This window comes from Cupriavidus sp. CPT47-8839-RL05A (assembly GCF_058792255.1).
Genome location: NZ_JBYTEG010000004.1, coordinates 224,699 through 242,004 on the forward strand (window position 1 = coordinate 224,699; position 17,306 = coordinate 242,004).

Annotated in this window: 16 protein-coding genes and 1 tRNA gene; 12 read left to right on the forward strand and 5 right to left on the reverse strand. The window is 68.5% G+C overall.

The annotated features are described in order from the left end of the window. The first annotated feature begins 103 nt into the window (after window positions 1-103). The 7 genes from dapC (at window position 104) to AC3WVS_RS06310 (ending at window position 6,893) form a co-directional block, all read left to right on the forward strand. A complete protein-coding gene (gene dapC / locus AC3WVS_RS06280; protein ID WP_492317845.1) occupies window positions 104-1,303 on the forward strand; it encodes a succinyldiaminopimelate transaminase in 1,200 nt (399 codons plus the stop codon). A gap of 202 nt (window positions 1,304-1,505) precedes the next feature. Continuing rightward, window positions 1,506-2,333 (forward strand): 2,3,4,5-tetrahydropyridine-2,6-dicarboxylate N-succinyltransferase, encoded by an 828-nt coding sequence (dapD, locus tag AC3WVS_RS06285; RefSeq protein ID WP_492317846.1) that lies wholly within the window; start codon window positions 1,506-1,508, stop codon window positions 2,331-2,333. 97 nt (window positions 2,334-2,430) lie between these two features. Next, the gene (locus tag AC3WVS_RS06290; RefSeq protein WP_011615476.1) at window positions 2,431-2,814 is read left to right on the forward strand and encodes a hypothetical protein; all 384 of its coding nucleotides are present in this window, start codon (window positions 2,431-2,433) and stop codon (window positions 2,812-2,814) included. A gap of 22 nt (window positions 2,815-2,836) precedes the next feature. Further along, on the forward strand, window positions 2,837-3,184 hold the full coding sequence (locus AC3WVS_RS06295) for an ArsC family reductase (protein ID WP_436221894.1): 348 nt from the start codon (window positions 2,837-2,839) through the stop codon (window positions 3,182-3,184). A gap of 19 nt (window positions 3,185-3,203) precedes the next feature. Beyond that, window positions 3,204-4,355, forward strand: a complete 1,152-nt coding sequence (gene dapE, locus AC3WVS_RS06300) for a succinyl-diaminopimelate desuccinylase (RefSeq protein WP_492317847.1) — start codon at window positions 3,204-3,206, stop codon at window positions 4,353-4,355. A gap of 25 nt (window positions 4,356-4,380) precedes the next feature. Further along, window positions 4,381-5,274 carry a 50S ribosomal protein L3 N(5)-glutamine methyltransferase gene (prmB, locus tag AC3WVS_RS06305; protein ID WP_492317848.1) on the forward strand — a complete coding sequence of 298 codons (894 nt, stop codon included), beginning with the start codon at window positions 4,381-4,383 and terminating at the stop codon, window positions 5,272-5,274. Window positions 5,275-5,630: 356 nt separating this feature from the next. Further along, window positions 5,631-6,893 (forward strand): MFS transporter, encoded by a 1,263-nt coding sequence (locus AC3WVS_RS06310; protein ID WP_492317849.1) that lies wholly within the window; start codon window positions 5,631-5,633, stop codon window positions 6,891-6,893. Window positions 6,894-6,899: 6 nt separating this feature from the next. On the opposite strand, the gene AC3WVS_RS06315 is transcribed toward AC3WVS_RS06310, so the two are convergent. Continuing rightward, window positions 6,900-8,222 carry a HipA domain-containing protein gene (locus AC3WVS_RS06315; RefSeq protein ID WP_492317850.1) on the reverse strand — a complete coding sequence of 441 codons (1,323 nt, stop codon included), beginning with the start codon at window positions 8,220-8,222 and terminating at the stop codon, window positions 6,900-6,902. Further along, window positions 8,215-8,535: a helix-turn-helix domain-containing protein gene (locus AC3WVS_RS06320; protein ID WP_114130968.1), complete on the reverse strand. Its 321-nt coding sequence runs from the start codon at window positions 8,533-8,535 to the stop codon at window positions 8,215-8,217. The genes AC3WVS_RS06315 and AC3WVS_RS06320 overlap by 8 nt, the downstream gene beginning before the upstream one ends. Before the next feature lie 292 nt (window positions 8,536-8,827). Here AC3WVS_RS06320 and AC3WVS_RS06325 point away from each other — a divergent pair, with 292 nt between their 5' ends. The 3 genes from AC3WVS_RS06325 to AC3WVS_RS06335 all read left to right on the forward strand — a co-directional run bounded on the left by AC3WVS_RS06325 (window position 8,828) and on the right by AC3WVS_RS06335 (window position 11,625). Continuing rightward, on the forward strand, window positions 8,828-9,835 hold the full coding sequence (locus AC3WVS_RS06325) for a tripartite tricarboxylate transporter substrate binding protein (protein WP_492317851.1): 1,008 nt from the start codon (window positions 8,828-8,830) through the stop codon (window positions 9,833-9,835). A gap of 66 nt (window positions 9,836-9,901) precedes the next feature. After that, window positions 9,902-11,452 carry a class I adenylate-forming enzyme family protein gene (locus AC3WVS_RS06330; RefSeq protein ID WP_492317852.1) on the forward strand — a complete coding sequence of 517 codons (1,551 nt, stop codon included), beginning with the start codon at window positions 9,902-9,904 and terminating at the stop codon, window positions 11,450-11,452. Between the two features lie 96 nt (window positions 11,453-11,548). Next, a tRNA-Val gene (locus AC3WVS_RS06335) sits at window positions 11,549-11,625 on the forward strand. 64 nt (window positions 11,626-11,689) lie between these two features. Here the strand turns inward: AC3WVS_RS06335 and AC3WVS_RS06340 are convergent. From AC3WVS_RS06340 to AC3WVS_RS06350, 3 genes are read right to left on the reverse strand one after another with little or no spacing between them, the layout of a single operon-like run. Continuing rightward, entirely contained in the window at window positions 11,690-12,838 is a 1,149-nt protein-coding gene (locus AC3WVS_RS06340; protein WP_492317853.1) for a CaiB/BaiF CoA transferase family protein, read from the reverse strand. A 14-nt stretch (window positions 12,839-12,852) separates the two neighbouring features. Further along, complete coding sequence (locus AC3WVS_RS06345; protein WP_492317854.1) at window positions 12,853-13,866, reverse strand: NADPH:quinone oxidoreductase family protein; 1,014 nt, start codon at window positions 13,864-13,866, stop codon at window positions 12,853-12,855. 11 nt (window positions 13,867-13,877) lie between these two features. Further along, complete coding sequence (locus tag AC3WVS_RS06350; RefSeq protein ID WP_492317855.1) at window positions 13,878-14,873, reverse strand: Bug family tripartite tricarboxylate transporter substrate binding protein; 996 nt, start codon at window positions 14,871-14,873, stop codon at window positions 13,878-13,880. A 241-nt stretch (window positions 14,874-15,114) separates the two neighbouring features. On the opposite strand from AC3WVS_RS06350, the gene AC3WVS_RS06355 reads away from it, so the two are divergent. Together AC3WVS_RS06355 and AC3WVS_RS06360 are read left to right on the forward strand one after the other, a co-directional pair. After that, window positions 15,115-15,615: a MarR family winged helix-turn-helix transcriptional regulator gene (locus AC3WVS_RS06355; RefSeq protein ID WP_010814193.1), complete on the forward strand. Its 501-nt coding sequence runs from the start codon at window positions 15,115-15,117 to the stop codon at window positions 15,613-15,615. Between the two features lie 41 nt (window positions 15,616-15,656). After that, window positions 15,657-17,240 (forward strand): ABC transporter substrate-binding protein, encoded by a 1,584-nt coding sequence (locus AC3WVS_RS06360; protein ID WP_492317856.1) that lies wholly within the window; start codon window positions 15,657-15,659, stop codon window positions 17,238-17,240. The last annotated feature ends 66 nt before the right edge of the window (window positions 17,241-17,306 follow it).

Consider the following 17,306-nt stretch of genomic DNA (forward strand, 5'->3'; position numbering starts at 1 on the left):
CCCGCCATCCGTGCTCGTGGCCGGCCGCGCGGGCCGGGCCGGCGCACGGAAACCCGCGCCGTTCCTCTATAATGCGTCGTTTTAACCGGCCCCGACTGACACTGTGAATCCGCGCCTCGACCTGCTCCAGCCCTACCCGTTCGAGAAACTGCGGGTGCTCTTTGCGCAGGTAAAGCCTGCCGACAAGCCGGCCATCAGCTTTGGCATCGGTGAGCCCAAGCATCCGACGCCTGAATTCATCAAGCAAGCGCTGGCAGAGTCGCTCGCGGGGCTGGCGAATTATCCCACAACGGCAGGTTCCGAGGCACTACGGCAGTGCATCGCCAGCTGGCTGGAACGCCGCTACGGCCTGCCCAAGGTCAACGCCGCCACCGAAGTGCTGCCGGTGACCGGCTCGCGCGAGGCGCTGTTCGCCTTTGCCCAGACCGTGGTCGACGGCACCCGCCCGGGCGCGCTGGTGCTGTGCCCCAACCCGTTCTACCAGATCTACGAAGGCGCGGCGCTGCTGGCCGGCGCCACCCCGGTATTCGCCAACAGCGACCCGGCGCGCAACTTCGCCCCGGCCTTCGACCGCATCGCCGGCGAGGTCTGGCAGAAGGTGCAACTGCTGTTTGTGTGCACGCCCGGCAACCCGACCGGCGCGGTGCTGTCGCTGGAAGACTGGAAGCAGCTGTTTGCGCTGTCGGACCGCTACGGCTTTGTGATCGCCTCGGACGAGTGCTACTCGGAAATCTATTTCGACGAGGGGCGCGCCCCGCTGGGTGCGCTGGAAGCCGCGCACAAACTGGGCCGCGGCCTTGACCGGCTGGTGATGTTCTCGAGCCTGTCCAAGCGCTCCAACGTGCCGGGCCTGCGCTCGGGCTTCGTCGCCGGCGACGCCGCGCTGCTGAAGAAATTCCTGCTATACCGTACCTACCACGGCGGCGCCATGAACCCCGCGGTGCAGAGCGCCAGCATCGCCGCCTGGAACGATGAATCGCATGTGCGCGAGAACCGCGCCGCCTACGTGCGCAAGTTCAGCGAAGTCACGCCGATGCTGGCCGAGGTGCTGGACGTCGCGCTGCCCGATGCCGGCTTCTACCTGTGGGCCGATGTCTGGCGCACCGGCCTCACCGATACCGAATTCGCCGCGCGCCTGCTGGCCGAGCAGAATGTGACCGTGCTGCCCGGCAGCTACCTGGCGCGCGAAGCCGACGGCATCAACCCGGGGGCGAACCGCGTGCGCATGGCGCTGGTGGCGACGCCGGAGGAATGCCTGGAAGGCGCGCGCCGGATCGTGGAATTCTGCAAATCGCTGGCCTGAGGCCTGATTGTCCAATTGTGTTCTCCCTCTCCCCTCAAGGGGAGAGGGTCGGGGTGAGGGGTGGTTTAGCAAGGCACCACGCCCGTAGAACCGCCCACCCTCACCCCCTGCCCCTCTCCCGCAAGCGGGAGAGGGGAGCAAACAAGAGGTCGAGGCTGAGACTCGACGACCGAACATCAACATCAACCCTGAGAAGCCAAACATGACGCAAGCTCTGCAAGCCCTGATCGACCAGGCCTGGGAAGACCGCACCAGCCTGTCGCCCAAGTCCGCCCCCAACGACATCCGCGAAGCCGTCGCCAACGTCATCAGCCAGCTGGATGCCGGCGCGCTGCGCGTGGCCGAGAAGCAAGGCAAGGACTGGATCGTCAACCAGTGGATCAAGAAGGCCGTGCTGCTGTCGTTCCGCCTGGAAGACAACGCCCCGATGAGCGCCGGCGGCTTTGCCCAGTTCTACGACAAGGTGCCGACCAAGTTCGCCAACTGGAGCGCCGACGACTTCGCCAAGGCTGGCTTCCGCGTGGTGCCGCCGGCCGTGGCCCGCCGCGGCTCGTTCATCGCCAAGAACGCGGTGCTGATGCCGTCGTACGTCAACATCGGCGCCTACGTCGATGAAGGCACCATGGTCGACACCTGGGCCACGGTCGGTTCGTGCGCGCAGATCGGCAAGAACGTGCACCTGTCGGGCGGCGTGGGCATCGGCGGCGTGCTGGAGCCGCTGCAGGCCAACCCGGTGATCATCGAAGACAACTGCTTTATCGGCGCGCGCTCGGAAGTGGTCGAAGGCGTGATCGTGGAAGAGAACTCGGTGATCTCGATGGGCGTGTACCTGGGCCAGTCGACCAAGATCTACGACCGCGAAACCGGCGAGATCCACTATGGCCGCGTGCCGGCCGGCTCGGTGGTGGTGGCGGGCAACCTGCCGTCCAAGGACGGCAAGTACAGCCTGTACTGCGCCGTGATCGTGAAGAAGGTCGACGCGCAGACCCGCGCCAAGACCAGCCTGAACGACCTGCTGCGCGGCGACTGAGCGCGCCTGGCGCAGCCCGCAACGGCTGCGCCGCCCCGCTCCGGGGCCCGGCCCCGGGGCAGTATTTCCGTTGTCACCCCGCCTGGCCAGGCTGAACATGCCTTCCCTCCGCAAGCGACTCATGGCCCTGGATCCCACCACCGTCAGTACCGTGCTCTCCCTGCTTCCCACCATTCTCGAGCAGGCCAACAAGACCATCGAGAAACTGAAGAAGAACAAGCGCAAGGACGGCACGCCGGAAGGCGCGGTGGCCGACACGCGCGATCCCGCCGCCCGCATCGCCGAGCTGGAAGCCGCTGCCGTGCAGCAGGCCGAGGCCGTCAAGCTGCTGGCCGAGCAACATGCCATCACCATCGACGCGCTGCGCAAGGAAGCCGCCCGGCTGGACCGCCGCCTGCGCCTGATGACCGCGGTGGCCATGGGCGGCGTGGCGCTGGGCCTGGGCGGCCTGGTGATCGCGCTGAACCTGCTGTTCCGCTGAATCCAATCCATCAAGACTAGCCATGACCGTCCTGCTCTACGGCATTCCCAACTGCGATACCGTCAAGAAAGCCCGCACCTGGCTGGATGCCAACGGCGTGGCCTACAGCTTCCACGACTTCAAGAAGCAGGGCGTGGATGAAGCCATGCTGCGCGGCTGGCTGAAGCATGTACCGCTGGCCACGCTGCTCAACCGCAAGGGCACCACCTGGCGCGCGCTGTCGGACGCCGACAAGGCCCGCGCCGAGCAGGAAGCCGGCGCAATCGCGCTGATGCAGCAAAGCCCGTCGCTGATCAAGCGCCCGGTGCTGGCCCACGATGGCAAGGTGATGGTCGGCTTCTCCGCCGACCAGTACGCCGGCCAGTTCTGATTTCCATTTCCGTAGTCCGATGACCGCCACCCTCGCCCTTACCGAAGACCTGATCCGCCGCCGCTCCGTCACGCCCGCCGACGAAGGCTGCCAGGCCATCCTGGAAACCCGCCTGAAGGCGCTCGGCTTCGACTGCGAAGCGCTCGTCAGCGGCCCCGACGATTTCCGCGTGACCAACCTGTGGGCGGTCAGGCGCGGCACGCAGGGCAAGGACGGCAAGCTGCTGGTCTTTGCCGGCCATACCGACGTGGTGCCGACCGGCCCGCTGGAGCAATGGCATTCGGACCCGTTCGCGCCGACGCACCGCGACGGCAAGCTGTACGGCCGCGGCGCCGCCGACATGAAGACCTCGATCGCCGGCTTCGTGGTGGCGGTGGAAGAGTTCGTCAAGGCGCACCCCGCGCATGCCGGCTCGATCGCCTTCCTGATCACCAGCGACGAGGAAGGCCCGGCGCACGACGGCACCATCAAGGTGGTCGAGGCCCTGTCCGCGCGCGGCGAGCGCCTGGACTACTGCGTGATCGGCGAGCCGACCTCGGTCGACACGCTCGGCGACATGGTCAAGAACGGCCGCCGCGGCTCGCTCTCGGGCAAGCTCACGGTCAAGGGCATCCAGTGCCATATCGCCTACCCGCACCTGGGCCGCAACCCGATCCATGAAGCCGCGCCGGCGCTGGCCGAGCTGGCCGCCGAGGTCTGGGACCAGGGCAACGAGTACTTCCCGCCGACCAACTGGCAGATGTCGAACATCCACGGCGGCACCGGCGCCACCAACGTGATCCCGGGCCACGTCACCATCGACTTCAATTTCCGCTTCTCGACCGCCAGCACGCCCGAAGGCCTGAAGGCGCGCGTGCATGCGATCCTGGACCGCCACCAGCTGGAATACGCGCTGGACTGGACCCTGGGCGGCGAGCCCTTCCTGACCCCGCGCGGCGAGCTGTCCGACGCGCTGTCGTCGGCGATCGAGGCCGAGACCGGCGTCAAGACCGAGCTGTCGACCACCGGCGGCACCTCGGACGGGCGCTTTATCGCCAAGATCTGCCCGCAGGTGATCGAGTTCGGGCCGCCCAACGCCAGCATCCACAAGATCGACGAGCACGTTGAAGTGCGCTTCATCGAGCCGCTGAAGAACGTTTACCGCGGCGTGCTGGAACGTCTCGTCGCCTGATTTTTTCGCCGGAAGACACCCATACATGGCAACGCCCTCTCCCCTGCGCACCGTGCGCGACCTGCTGCGTCTCGCAGTCTCGCGCTTTACCGCCGCGCGCCTGTCCTTCGGCCACGGCAGCGCCAATGCCTATGACGAAGCCGCCTACCTGGTGCTGCATACGCTGAACCTGCCGCTCGACACGCTCGACCCCTTCCTGGACGCGCGCCTGCTGCCCGAGGAAGTCGATGCCGTGCTCAAGGTCATCGAGCGCCGCGTCAATGAGCGCGTGCCGGCCGCCTACATCACGCACGAGGCCTTTATGCACGGCCTGCGCTTCTACGTCGATTCACGCGTGATCGTGCCGCGCAGCTTTATCGGCGAACTGCTGCAGGACGGGCTGGAGCCGTGGGTCGGCGAGACCGACAGCATCGGCCCGGTGCTGGAGCTGTGCACCGGTTCCGGCTGCCTGCCGATCGTGGCCGCGCACGTGTGGCCGAACGCGAAGATCGACGCCGTCGACATCTCGCCCGACGCACTCGCCGTGGCGCGCCGCAACGTGGCCGACTACAAGATGGACGACCGCATCCGGCTGTATGAGGGCGACCTGTACGCGCCGCTGCCGCACGGCGCCACCTACGACGTGATCCTGACCAACCCGCCCTACGTCAACGAAGGCTCGATGCAGGCGCTGCCGCCGGAATACCTGGCCGAGCCGCGCATCGCCCTGGCCGGCGGCGACGACGGCATGGACGTGGTGCGCCGGATCGTCGCCGGCGCCAAGGCGCACCTGAATCCGGGCGGCGTGCTGGTGGTGGAGATCGGCAACGAGCACGCCAACGTGGAAGCCGCGTTCCCTGAACTGGAAATCGTCTGGCTGCCGGTCAGTGCTGGGGATGAGCAGGTGTTTTTGCTGACGTATGACGCGCTGCCGGGGTAATTGATCCGGGCCATTGTTTGCTCCCCTCTCCCGCTTGCGGGAGAGGGGCTGGGGGAGAGGGCAGGAGCTTCCGGATGCGTGGCGCCTTGCTAGACCACCCCTCTCCCCAACCCTCGCCCGCTGAGGGGAGAGGGACCCGGCCTGTGGCCTGTGATGCCACGCCGCCTTGGACCAGCCACTCAACTGCCAGCACGCGCAAACTGGGCGAACACCGGCCATCCCCCGGCCATGAATACCGCGCCCGCCCTACACTCGCTACAGATACCACCTCAGTTCCTGAAGTACCCGCCAGGGCATTCCACCCCAACCATTAGCGCCTTCGCCCCGCAGCCAGTGCGGCGGCAAGGCCTGAAGCCGTGACCCCCAGCAACACCCGCCTCCCCGCATCGCCCGACGCCCTGCCCGCCCATGCCCCGGCAGCGCACGCCGCGCGCGGTATCGCCCTGCTGACGTTCGCCTTTGCGCTCAGCCAGTTCTTCCGCTCCTGCCTGGCGGTGATGGCGCCCGAACTGCAGCATGATTTCGGGCTGTCGCCGGCGGGCTTTGGCGCACTGTCTTCGTCGTTCTTCCTGGCCTTTGCCGTGGCGCAGATCCCGGTGGGCATTGCCTTCGACCGCTACGGCGTGGGCCGGCCGACCGCGCTGCTGCTGGCGGTGGGCGCGGTGTCGTCGATCCTGTTCGTGCTGGCGCCCAACGGCGCGGCCGCCACGCTGGCGCAGGTAGGGCTGGGGCTGGCATGCGCGCCGGTCTTCATGGGCCTGCTGCATTTCGCCTCCGAGCAGCTGTCCGAGCGCGACTACACCCGCGTGGTCAGCCGCTCCAATGCCATGGGCATGATCGGCGCGCTGTGTGCCACGGCGCCGCTGGGCTGGGCCATCTCGCTGATCGGCTGGCGCCCGTCGATGGCGGTATCGGCCCTGGGCATGGTCGCGGCCTGCTATGGCGTGTGGCGCTTCGTGCGCGACCAGGGCCATGCCGAGGCCCGCAGCGCGTCGTGGCCGGCGATGCTGTCGGAAAGCCTGCAGCTGCTGAAGCTGGCGCCGCTGTGGACGCTGATTCCGCTGTGCGTGGCGATGTCCGCCGGCACCGCCTTCCGCAATGCCTGGAGCGGCCCCTACCTGGCCGACGTGTTCGGGCTGGGCTCGGCGCCGCGCGGGGTGGCGCTGGCGCTGCTGAGCCTGGCCGGCTTCCTGACCGCCTTCCTGCTGCCGGTGCTGGTCCGCCGCAACACGCTCAAGACCGCCATCGCCGGCTGGTCGTGCTTTGCCATGTCGGGCTCGTTCCTGCTGGCGCTATGGCCGGACAGCGGCATCGGCTACGGTGTGGCGATGATGGCGCTGCTGTCGACCATCGGCATGCTGCACCCGCTGGTGATGGCGCAGGGCCGCGGGCTGATCACGCCGTCGCGGCGCGGGCGCGGGCTGGGCCTGCTCAACACCTTTGTGTTCCTGGGATCGGCGCTGACGTCATGGGGCTACGGGCTGATCGCCAATGCCGGCCATGTGCGCGGCTGGCCGCTGCCTTCCACCTATGCGGCGATCTTCCTGTCCGCGGGCCTGCTGATTGCCGCCGCGCTGGTGCCCTACTTCTTCAGCCAGCCGCATCCCACCAGTCATTAGCCAGACTCAGGCCGCCGCAAGCGCCCTGACCATGTCGGCGATGATGGTGAAGCGGATCACGCGCAGGCAGGCCAGTTCGCCGGCAAACCCGCCGGTGAGCGCCGGGCGCTCCCGCGCCATGGCCGCGTTCTGTTGCTCGGCCTGCTCGTAGAGCGCCTGCGCGGCCGCCCCGATGCCGCGCAGCATGGCGTCCAGCCGCCGCTCGGCGGTCACGCCGGTCAGGCCCAGCGCGCGCCCTGCCTCCAGCACCAGCGCGCGCGAGAAATCGCTGTAGAACTCCACCCCCAGCACCGGCCAGGCAAAGCGGTGCGCCTGCGGCCAGCCGGTCTTGTCATAGGTGCGGGTGGCGTAAGCCGCCTCGCTGAGCAGGTCGTAGAACGGCGCCAGCGCAATGCCGGCATCGGACACCAGGAAGCTCAGGTTCTTCAGGTGCACGTCCGAATTGCCCACCAGGATGTTGAACACCAGCCAGTCGAACAGCCGTGCCCGCGCCACCGCCGGCGCGCGGCACAGCGTTGCCAGCTGCGCCAGCCGCTCGACGCTGCCCTGGTCGTACTTGAAGGTGCGCGGCAGGTTCAGCAGCTGGCAGGCATCGATCGCATGCAGCCGCTGCCACTGCCCTTGCTGCGTAAGATGGCGATCGAAACGGTCGATCAGGTAGACCGGCGACGGCACATAGCGCCGGTGCACCGGCGGCACCTCCAGCTTCAGCCGCGCGGCCAGCGACATCACGAACCACTCGTTGATGACCGAATGCGGATAGATCTCCTGCATCTGGCGGGTCGGCTTCAGGATATGCGTGGACGGCGTATCCGCGCCGGGCTCGAACAGCGCGCCGTCCCGCAGCACCACCGCCAGCTTGTGCTGGGCACCGGCCAGCGACATGCGCTTGACCGCGCCATGTGTAAGCGGCACGCTGGGCAGGCTGTGGATGCGGGCGTCGAGCGCGGCGTCGCTCAAGGGGCGCAGGGCCGGCGCGGTGGCGGGCCCGCGGCCGGGCGGCAACAGCGTCAGCGAGCCCGCCGATTCCGCCCCATAGTGGGCCAGCAGGGCAAAGGCATCGGCCTCGTTGCGGATGCTGGCATCGCGTGCCAGCAGCGCACGCTGGCCGTCCTCGGGCAGCAGGTTGTCGAAGTACCACTGCACCGGCCGCAGCGTGCTGCCATCGGCGAGCGCCTCCGGCTGCAGCGGCAGCGCCGGGCTCAGGGCGAAGGCGTGCGGGTTGCCCAGCCACGCCGCGTCATAGCGGAACGACCAGGCATCGCTGGCCTCATGCAGCTCGCCCACCGGCGTACCGTTGATGCTGGCGACCAGTACGCGCTCAGCCATGCTGGCCGCCTCCCTTGACCGCTGCGCGCCGGTTGCGGCTGCGCGCCTGGCGTTGCCTGAGCTTGGCAAGTTCAGCCGCTACCAGCGGGGCCGCTGCCTCCGGCATATCCACCACCACGCGCAGGCCAAGTCCTTCCAGCACCTGGAACAGCTTGCCCCACTGGATGCCTTCGGCGCCGTTCTCTACGCGCACCATGAAGTTCTCGCTGACGCCGATGGCGCCTGCGGCATCGTCCTGGCGCAGGCCTTGCGCCTTGCGGGCAGCGCGTACGAAGGCGCCGATATCGCCGGGTTCGGTGAGGGTCACTGGCACAAAAATCTCCTTGATTGCAAAGACTTTAGTGTTTCCAGGCGGGAAAATCAAGAAATCTCCCTGATTGCAAAGATTCTAGCCTCTGGACACGGCCAACCGGAAAAATCTCCTCATTCACAAAGATTATTGCAGGCCGCCCTACCGCTTCGCCTGCAAAAAGCCAGACTTATCGATTTAAGAATTCCGCTGGCGCGCTTACGCCTTTACCGTTTGTGACACCAACATCCCAGCCCGACCTGGCGACAAGGGACAACGGCTGCGCCCGCGGCCGGCATAACGAGGAGACAAGCTGATGGCATCCCTGATCGCATCCCGCCGCCGCGCCTGGGGCCGCCGCGCATGGCTGGCCGGCATGCTGGCCACCGCGGCCGCAACCGCCTTGCCGTCCGGCGCCAGCGCCGAGACCTGGCCATCGCGCCCGATCCAGCTGCTGATCCCCTACCCGCCGGGCGGCAGCGCCGACCTGTTGGCCCGCCCGGTCGCAGCCAGGCTGCAGGAGCGCCTGGGCCAGCCCGTGGTGCTGGACTACCGGCCCGGCGCCGGCGGCACCATCGCCAGCCAGGCGCTGGCCCGGGCCAAGCCCGACGGCTACACCCTGATCATGGTGCTGGCCGCCCATGCCATCAATGCCAGCCTGTATCCGAAGCTGCCCTATGACACGCGCAAGGACTTCGCGCCGGTCTCGCTGGTGGCCAACCTGCCGATGATCCTGGCCGGGAGCCCCTCGCTGCAGGCCACCAACGTGAAAGAGCTGATTGCCGAGGCCAAGGCCGCGCCCGGCAAGCTGACCTTCGCCTCGGCCGGCAACGGCAATACCGGCCACCTGGCGGGCGAACTGTTCGATTCGGTCGCGGGTATCAAGATGACCCACGTTCCGTACAAAGGCAGCGCTCAGGTGGTGACGGCAATGCTGTCGGGCGAGGTCCAGCTGACCTTCGACAGCATCTCCACCACCCTGCCGCATGTGAAGAGCGGCAAGCTGCGCGCACTGGCCGTGACCGGCAGCCATCGCGCCGCGGTCGCGCCCGAGGTGCCGACGCTGGCCGAGGCCGGCGTGCCGGGCATCAGCATCACCGGCTGGTACGCGATGCTGGCACCGGCCGGCACGCCGCAGCCCGTGATCGACCGGCTCAGCACCGAGATTGCCACGGTGCTGCGCCAGCCCGAACTGAAGGCGACGCTGGCCGCCAACGGCTATGAGCCGGTGGGCTCGACGCCCGCCGCGCTGCGCACCCATATCGACGCCGAGATCAACCGCTGGAGCAAGGTGGTGAAGGACTCCGGCGCACAGATCCAGTAAGCCTGCTTCGCTCCATCATTGCTTATCGGGCGCCGCCAGGCCGGCGTCCGCATTCCCTTGCCGAACATGATCCAACCGACCCCGCTCCAACGCCCCTTTACCACCATGTCCGTGCTCGTGCGCGAGCACGCCACGCAGCGCCCCACGCAGCGCGCCCTGATGCATGGCGAGCGCGTGCTCGACTATGCCGGCCTCGATGCCGCCATGGACCGCATTGCCGCGGCGCTGGCCCGCGACGGCGTGCGCCCCGGCGAGGCCATCGCCATCTGCGCGTCGTCCTCGATCGAATACGCCGCGGTGTACCTGGGCGCGGTGCGCGCCGGCGTAGTGGTGGCGCCGCTGGCACCGTCATCCACGCCGGACAGCCTGGCCGGCATGGTTGCCGACGCGGGCGCGCGCATCCTGTTCACGGACGCCAGCGTGGCCGACGTGCTGCAACCGGTGCGCGACCAGCTGGCCGCCACGCCCATCGTCACGCTGGACGGCAGCGACGCAGGCCAGCCGTACCAGGCCTGGCTGGCACCCGCCGGCACACCGGTGACCGAGCCCGTGATCCGCCCGGAGATGCCGCTCAACATCATCTATTCCTCGGGCACCACCGGCACCCCCAAGGGCATCGTGCAGTCGCACGGCATGCGCTGGGCCCATGTGTCGCGCGGCGCCGCCACCGGCTACGGCACGCATGCCATCACGCTGCTGTCGACGCCGCTGTACTCCAACACCACGCTGGCCAGCTTCTTCCCGACCATCGGCCTGGGCGGCACGGCGATCCTGATGGCCAAGTTCGATGCGGGCCAGTACCTGGCGCTGGCGCAGCAGCACCGCGCCACGCACACCATGCTGGTGCCGGTGCAGTACCAGCGGCTGCTGGCGCATCCGGAGTTCGACCGCCATGACCTGTCGTCCTTCCAGCAGAAGTTCTGCACCAGCGCGCCGTTCAGCCCCGCCCTGAAGGCCGAAGTGCTGCGGCGCTGGCCGGGCGCACTGACCGAGCTGTACGGCATGACCGAAGGCGGCGGCGGCTGCCTGCTGTTCGCCGACCAGTTCCCCGACAAGCTGCATACCGTGGGGCGCCCCGCCACCGGTGCCGACGTGCGCATCATCGACGACGAGGGCCGCGAGCTGCCGCCCGGCAGCACCGGGGAAGTGGTGGGCCGCTCGGCGGCGATGATGAACGGCTACCACAACCAGCCGGAAAAAACCGCCGAGACCGAGTGGCACGACGCGCAGGGCCAGCGCTTTATCCGCACCGGCGACATCGGCCGCTTTGACGAAGACGGCTTCCTGGTGCTGATGGACCGCAAGAAGGACATGATCATCTCGGGCGGCTTCAACATCTACCCGAGCGATCTCGAGGCGGTGGTGCGCGAACACCCGGCGGTGGCCGACGTGTCGGTGGTGGGCGTGCCGTCGGAGCGCTGGGGCGAGACCCCGGTGGCCTTCGTCGCGCTGCGCGCCGGCGGCGGCGCCACGGCGCAGGACGTGCTGGCCTGGGCCAACCAGCACCTGGGCAAGACCCAGCGGCTGGCCGCGATCCATGAGGTGGAGAGCCTGCCGCGCAGCGCCATCGGCAAGGTGCTCAAGCGCGAACTGCGCGACCGCATCACCGGCGCCTGACGCGCCGCGCACGGCACAAGCGCAGGCATCCACGCAAAAAGTTCGCGGGGGTGCTTGCGCAATCGAAAAGGCGTCTCTATAATTCGCGCCTTCGCTAGGCTCGTAGCTCAGCTGGTTAGAGCACCACCTTGACATGGTGGGGGTCGTTGGTTCGAGTCCAATCGAGCCTACCAACGCACAACGGAACACGGACGGTACGCATTGCGCACCGTCCGTTTTTCTTTTCCGGCGCCGCTTTCAGGTGCCGATGCCGAACTCCGCCAGCACCGCTTCGGTATGCTGGCCCAGCGCCGGCGCATTCCCTGCCGGCCGTTCCGATCCTGCCATGCCTGGCAGGTTGGCCCACGGCACTTCGCCGATCCCTGCCAGCCGCAGCCGGCCGAACACGCCTGCCTGCGCGCATTGCGCGCTCTGCAGCAGGTCCCGTGCATGGCCCACGCGCGCGAACAGCACATCGTGCTCGGTCAGCAGCGCCTCCCAGTGCGCCAGCGGCTGTGCGGCAATGGCCTGCGCCACGCGCCGCCCCAGCTCCGCCGCGCGCGGCAGACGGCCGGCGCTGGTGTGCAGCGTGATATCGGCCAGCCAGTCGTCGAAACCCAGCAGCGTTGCCAGCCGCACGAACATGGCGTCGTTGAGCATGCTCAGGTACAGCCGGCCATCGGCCGCATCGAACAGCCCGGTGGGCGCATTGGCCACGGCCAGCTCCGCATCGGGGAACATCGCGTCATCCACCATCAGGTAGGACTGCAGCGCGGCACTGGTCTCCAGCAGCGACAGCCGCACGTGCCGGCCGCGGCCGTTGCGCGCGGCCTTGTACAGCGCTGCCGACGCATGCTGGGCCGCATAGAGCCCGGTGCTCAGGTCGACCATGTAAAAGGCGATGCGGCGCGGCTGGCCGGCGCTGTCGCGGTTCAGGTGCATCAGGCCGCTGAAGGCCTGCATGGTGGTGTCCACCGCCGGCATGTTCGCCATCGGGCCGGCATGGCCGTAGCCCGAGATCGAGACATAGACCAGCGCCGGGTTGCGCGCGGCCAGCGCCTCGTAGCCAACGCCCATGCGCTCGGCCACGCCGGGGCGGAAGTTCTGGATCACCACGTCGGCCTGCTGCGCCAGCCTGGCGATGGCGGCCCGGCCGCTGTCGCTGCGCGCGTCCAGCAGCACGCTCTCCTTGCCCGCGTTGCAGGCGACCGCGATCGCGGTCTGGCCGGCGCGGATGCGCCCCATCTGCCGCGACCAGTCGCCGCCCGGCGGCTCCACCTTGATCACGCGCGCGCCCTGCTGGCGCAGGATCAGGCCGCAATACGGGCCGGCGATGCCCTGGCTCAGGTCGAGCACGGTCAGGCCCTCGAACATGGCATCCTCCGTTGCCGCTTGTGCATGGTGCATGTCGTGCTCTCCGTTCAGATATCCAGCATGACCTTGCCGATGGCGCGACGCGACATCGTGGTGTCGACGGCGTTGAGCCAGTCGCCCAGCGGGAAGTGCTGCAGCACGGGCGGCGCCAGCTTGCCGCTGGCTGCCGCCTGCATGATCTCGGCCACCATCGCCTGCACCGGCTGCGCAAAGCGCCGGCGCTCGTCGGTCAGGCCCCAGCCGATGTAGTAGCCGTAGTTGAAGCCGATCAGGGTCAGGTTCTTCACCAGCAGCAGGTTGGCCGGCACCTCCGGGATGCGCCCGCTGGCATAGCCGATCGACAGCAGCCGCGCGCCCGGCGCCGCGCAGCGCAGCGAGGCGTCGAAGAGATCGCCGCCGACCGGATCGAACACCACGTCGGCCCCGCCCGCGGGGCACAACGCCTTGACCGCTGCCGCCAGCGTGGCCGCGTCGGACGGCAGCGCATGCGCGGCGCCGTTGCGCAGCGCCGCCTCGCGCTTGGCCTCGGTGCTGGCGGTGGCGATCACGCGCGCGCCCATCAGCCGGCCCACCTGCACCGCGGCCGTGCCCAGCGCGCCGCTGGCGCCATGGACCAGCATGGTCTCGCCCGGCTGCAGCGCGGCGCGCCACGCCAGCGCCGCCCAGACCGTGCCAAAGGTGACGGGCAGCGCCGCCGCCTGGGCCAGTTCCAGCCCGTCAGGCACCGGATAGACCGTGTCCGCAGTGGCCACCGCCTCCTCGGCGAAGCCGCCCCAGTCCAGCGCCGCGGCCACGCGCTGGCCCGGGTGCAGGCGGGTGACATCAGGCGCCCCCTCGATGATCTCGCCCGCGGCCTCGGTGCCGGGCGTGAACGGCAGCGGCGGCTTGCGCTGGTACTTGCCGGACACAAACAGGCTCAGCGCAAAGCCCACCCCGGCATGGCGCACGCGGATGCGCACCTGGCCCGGCGCCAGCGGCTGGCGCGGGAGGCGTTGCAGTTCCAGCTCGCTCCAGTGGCACCAGCGGGAGCAGACCAGCCCAAGGTAATCGGTCTCTTGCATCGGGACTCCTGTCATTCGAGCGTGATGCCGACATCGCTGATGATCCGGCTCCATTTGTCGCGGTCGTTCTTCATCACCGTGGCGAAGGCTTCCGGCGTGCTGCCGACCGGCACCAGGTTCAGGTCCTGCATCTTCTTCGCGATCTCCGGCAGGCGCACGATGCGCGCGACCTCGCGCGACAAGGCATCGACCCGTGCCTTGGGCACGCCGGCGGGGAACAGCAGGCCCATCCACGCATCGGGCTCGAAGCCCTTGTAGCCGGTCTCCCGGAAGGTCGGCACCTTGGGCAGCAGCGCCGAACGCTCCGCGCCGGCGATCGCCACCGGCACCAGCTTGCCGCCCTGCAGCAGCGGCATGGCCGTGCCCACGGCAATAAAGCCCAGCTTCACATGGCCGGCCGCCAGGTCGGTGGCCAGCGGCGCGCCGCCCTTGTAGGCGACGTGCTCCATCTGCAGCCCGGCCTCGCGCTTGAGCAACTCACCCAGGATATGGCCGGTCGTTCCCGCGCCATACGATCCGTATGGATACTTGCCGGGATTGGCCTTGAGCAGCGCCACCACCTCCGGCAGCGTGCGCGCCGGGAAGTCCGGCGACACCGCCAGGATGGTGGACGAGATCGCCACCTCGCTGACCGGCGTGAAGTCCGCGATCGGGTCATAGCCGATACCCCGATACAACGACGGATTCTGCACGTGCGCGGTGAAGGTGAGCAGTGCGGTGTAACCGTCCTTTGCCGCGCGGGCGACGTACTTGGTGCCCGTAGTAGTGCCGGCGCCCGGCTTGTTGTCGACGATGACTGGCTGGCCCCAGCTCCTGGTCAGCTCCTGCCCGATCAGCCGCGCCACGGCATCGTTCACATTGCCCGCCACGGACGGCACCACGATGGTCAGCGGGCGCGACGGGTAGGGTTCGGCAGAGGCGGGATCGGCGGCGCAGACTGCCGCCGGGATGGCCGCCAGCAGCATGGCTGCCACGGCTGCGCGCAGCCGTGCGGAACGGTGTTGCATCGGTGTGTCTCCTGTCCTGGCTCCCTTCTGTGGTGCCCGCGGGAGTGCGGCGCGCGAGGGATGCCAACGCAGTCTAGGCCAGCACCCCGCCCGGCGTGATTCCCGCGCGGCGCGGGTCAAGTCCTGCCAGGCATGGCGCAGCGCCGCATTGCCCTACCCCGGGAAATCCCTCATGGCCCAGCCCCCGCCCCGGTCACTATTATTTATTGAAATTTTCAACTATCGAATTTTTCATCTATCCATGCCACGCGCCCTCCGGCTCAAGTCCGACTACATCAACATCCTGCTCGACATGGCCGCCGAGCGCACGCGCGAACGCGGCTCGCGCGTGTACGAAGAGAAGTTCGGGGTCTCGCTGCGGGACATCCGCCTGTTGCGGATGATCGGATCGGCGCCTGGCATCACCATGGGCCAGCTGGTGCAGCAGTCGGCGATCGAGAAGACGCTGGCGTCCAAGCTGGTTGGGGCGCTGGTCAAGCGCGACCTGGTGCAGCGCGAGATCAGCACGGAAGACGCGCGCCAGGTGTGCCTGTTCCTGAGCGAGGCCGGCGTCGACCTGGTGCGGCGCGCCGAGCCGCTCGGCATCGAGCTGGAAGCGGGCTTCCTGCACTGCCTGACGCCGGCCGAGATCGACGCGCTGCGCGCCACGCTGGTCAAGCTGATCGAAGCCGAGGCGGCCTCGCGCGAGTCCTTCGAGCGGTATCTCCAGAAGCTGCGCGAGCGCGGCACCACCACGCCCTGACCGGCACCTTTGCCACCCACCCTGCCCGAGAGATGATGACCATGACGTCTGCAATCCCGCTTCGCCGTGCCGGTGCCGTCGCGTTGTGCGCCCTGGCATGCATGTCCGCCGGCAGTGCAATCGCCGAGACCGTGCTGCGCACCGTGCCGTCGTCCGACCTGAAGATCCTGGACCCGGTCTGGACCACCGCGAACATCACGCGCAACCATGGCCTCATGATCTACGACACCCTGTTCGGCATGGACGAGAAGGGCGTGATCCGGCCGCAGATGGTGGACAAGACCACCACCAGCGCCGACAACAAGACCTGGACCTTCACGCTGCGGCCAGGGCTCAAGTTCCATGACGGCACCCCGGTCACCGCGCAGGACGTAATCGCCTCGCTGGCGCGCTGGGGCAAGCGTGACGTGCTGGGCCAGCGCATGTATGAAGCCATGGCCGGCATCACCGCCGAAGGCCCGGCCACGGTGCGCATGACCTTCCGCCAGCCCTTCGGCGCAGTGCTGGATGCGCTGGGCAAGCCCAGCCCGCTGGTGCCGTTCATCATGCCCAGGCGCGTTGCTGAAACGCCTGCCGACAAGCAGATCGACGACCTGACCGGCTCCGGCCCCTTCACGCTGAAGAAGGAGGACTTCCGGCCCGGCGACCGCGTGGTCTACCGCCGCAATCCCGACTATGTGCCGCGCAAGGATGCGCCGTCCGGCCTGGCCGGCGGCAAGGCCGTGCACGTCGACCGCGTCGAATGGGTGTTCCTGCGCGATACCCAGACCCAGGTGAACGCGCTGCTCAACGGCGAGGTGGATATCCTCGAGGTCGTGCCGGCATCGCACTATCCGCAACTGCGCACCGACAAGCGGGTGCAGATGTTCGACATCATGCCCGCCGGCCCCTTCACCGTGATCTACAACCACAAGGTGCCGCCGTTCAATGACGCCAGGGTGCGCAAGGCGGCGATGCTGGCGATCAACCAGGAAGCGATGCTGCGCGCGCAGGCCACCTACCGCGACTTCTACAAGCCGTGCGCCTCGATCTACCTGTGCGGCTCGCCCTATGCCAGCGACCAGACCGGCTTCTTCACCGGCAAGCCGCAGTTCGAACAGGCGCGCAAGCTGCTCAAGGAGTCCGGCTATGACGGCAAGCCAGTGGTAATCATGCTGCCGGGCGATGCCCCCGCGCTGAGCCGACTGCCGGTGGTCTACGGCCAGCTGCTCAAGCAGGTGGGCTTCAATGTCGACGTGCAGGCTACCGACTGGAGCACCCTGATCACGCGCCGCACCAGGAAGGAACCGCCCGAGAAAGGCGGCTGGAATGCCTATATCACCTTCTGGGGCGGCGTCGACGCCAGCAGCCCCATCACCTACAGCCCGCTGACCGGCAACGGCGACCGCGGCTACTTCGGCTGGCCGGAAGACGCCGAGCTGGAAACCCTCAAGACCCGCTTCATCGAAACCGCGGACGCCGCGCAACGCAAGGACATCGCCACCAGGATCCAGCTGCGCGCCATCGAAAACGGCATCCTGGCGCCCGTCGGCGAAGGCAAGGCGCCCACCGTGGTGCGCAGCGGCGCGATCAGCGGCCTGCTGCCGGCACCGGCGGTGCTGTACTGGAACGTGCGCAAGCAATAGCCCGCTACGGCGCCCGCGGTCCCGCCCTCGCGCGGGATCGCCACCCGCGGTCCCGGCTGCCGTGCC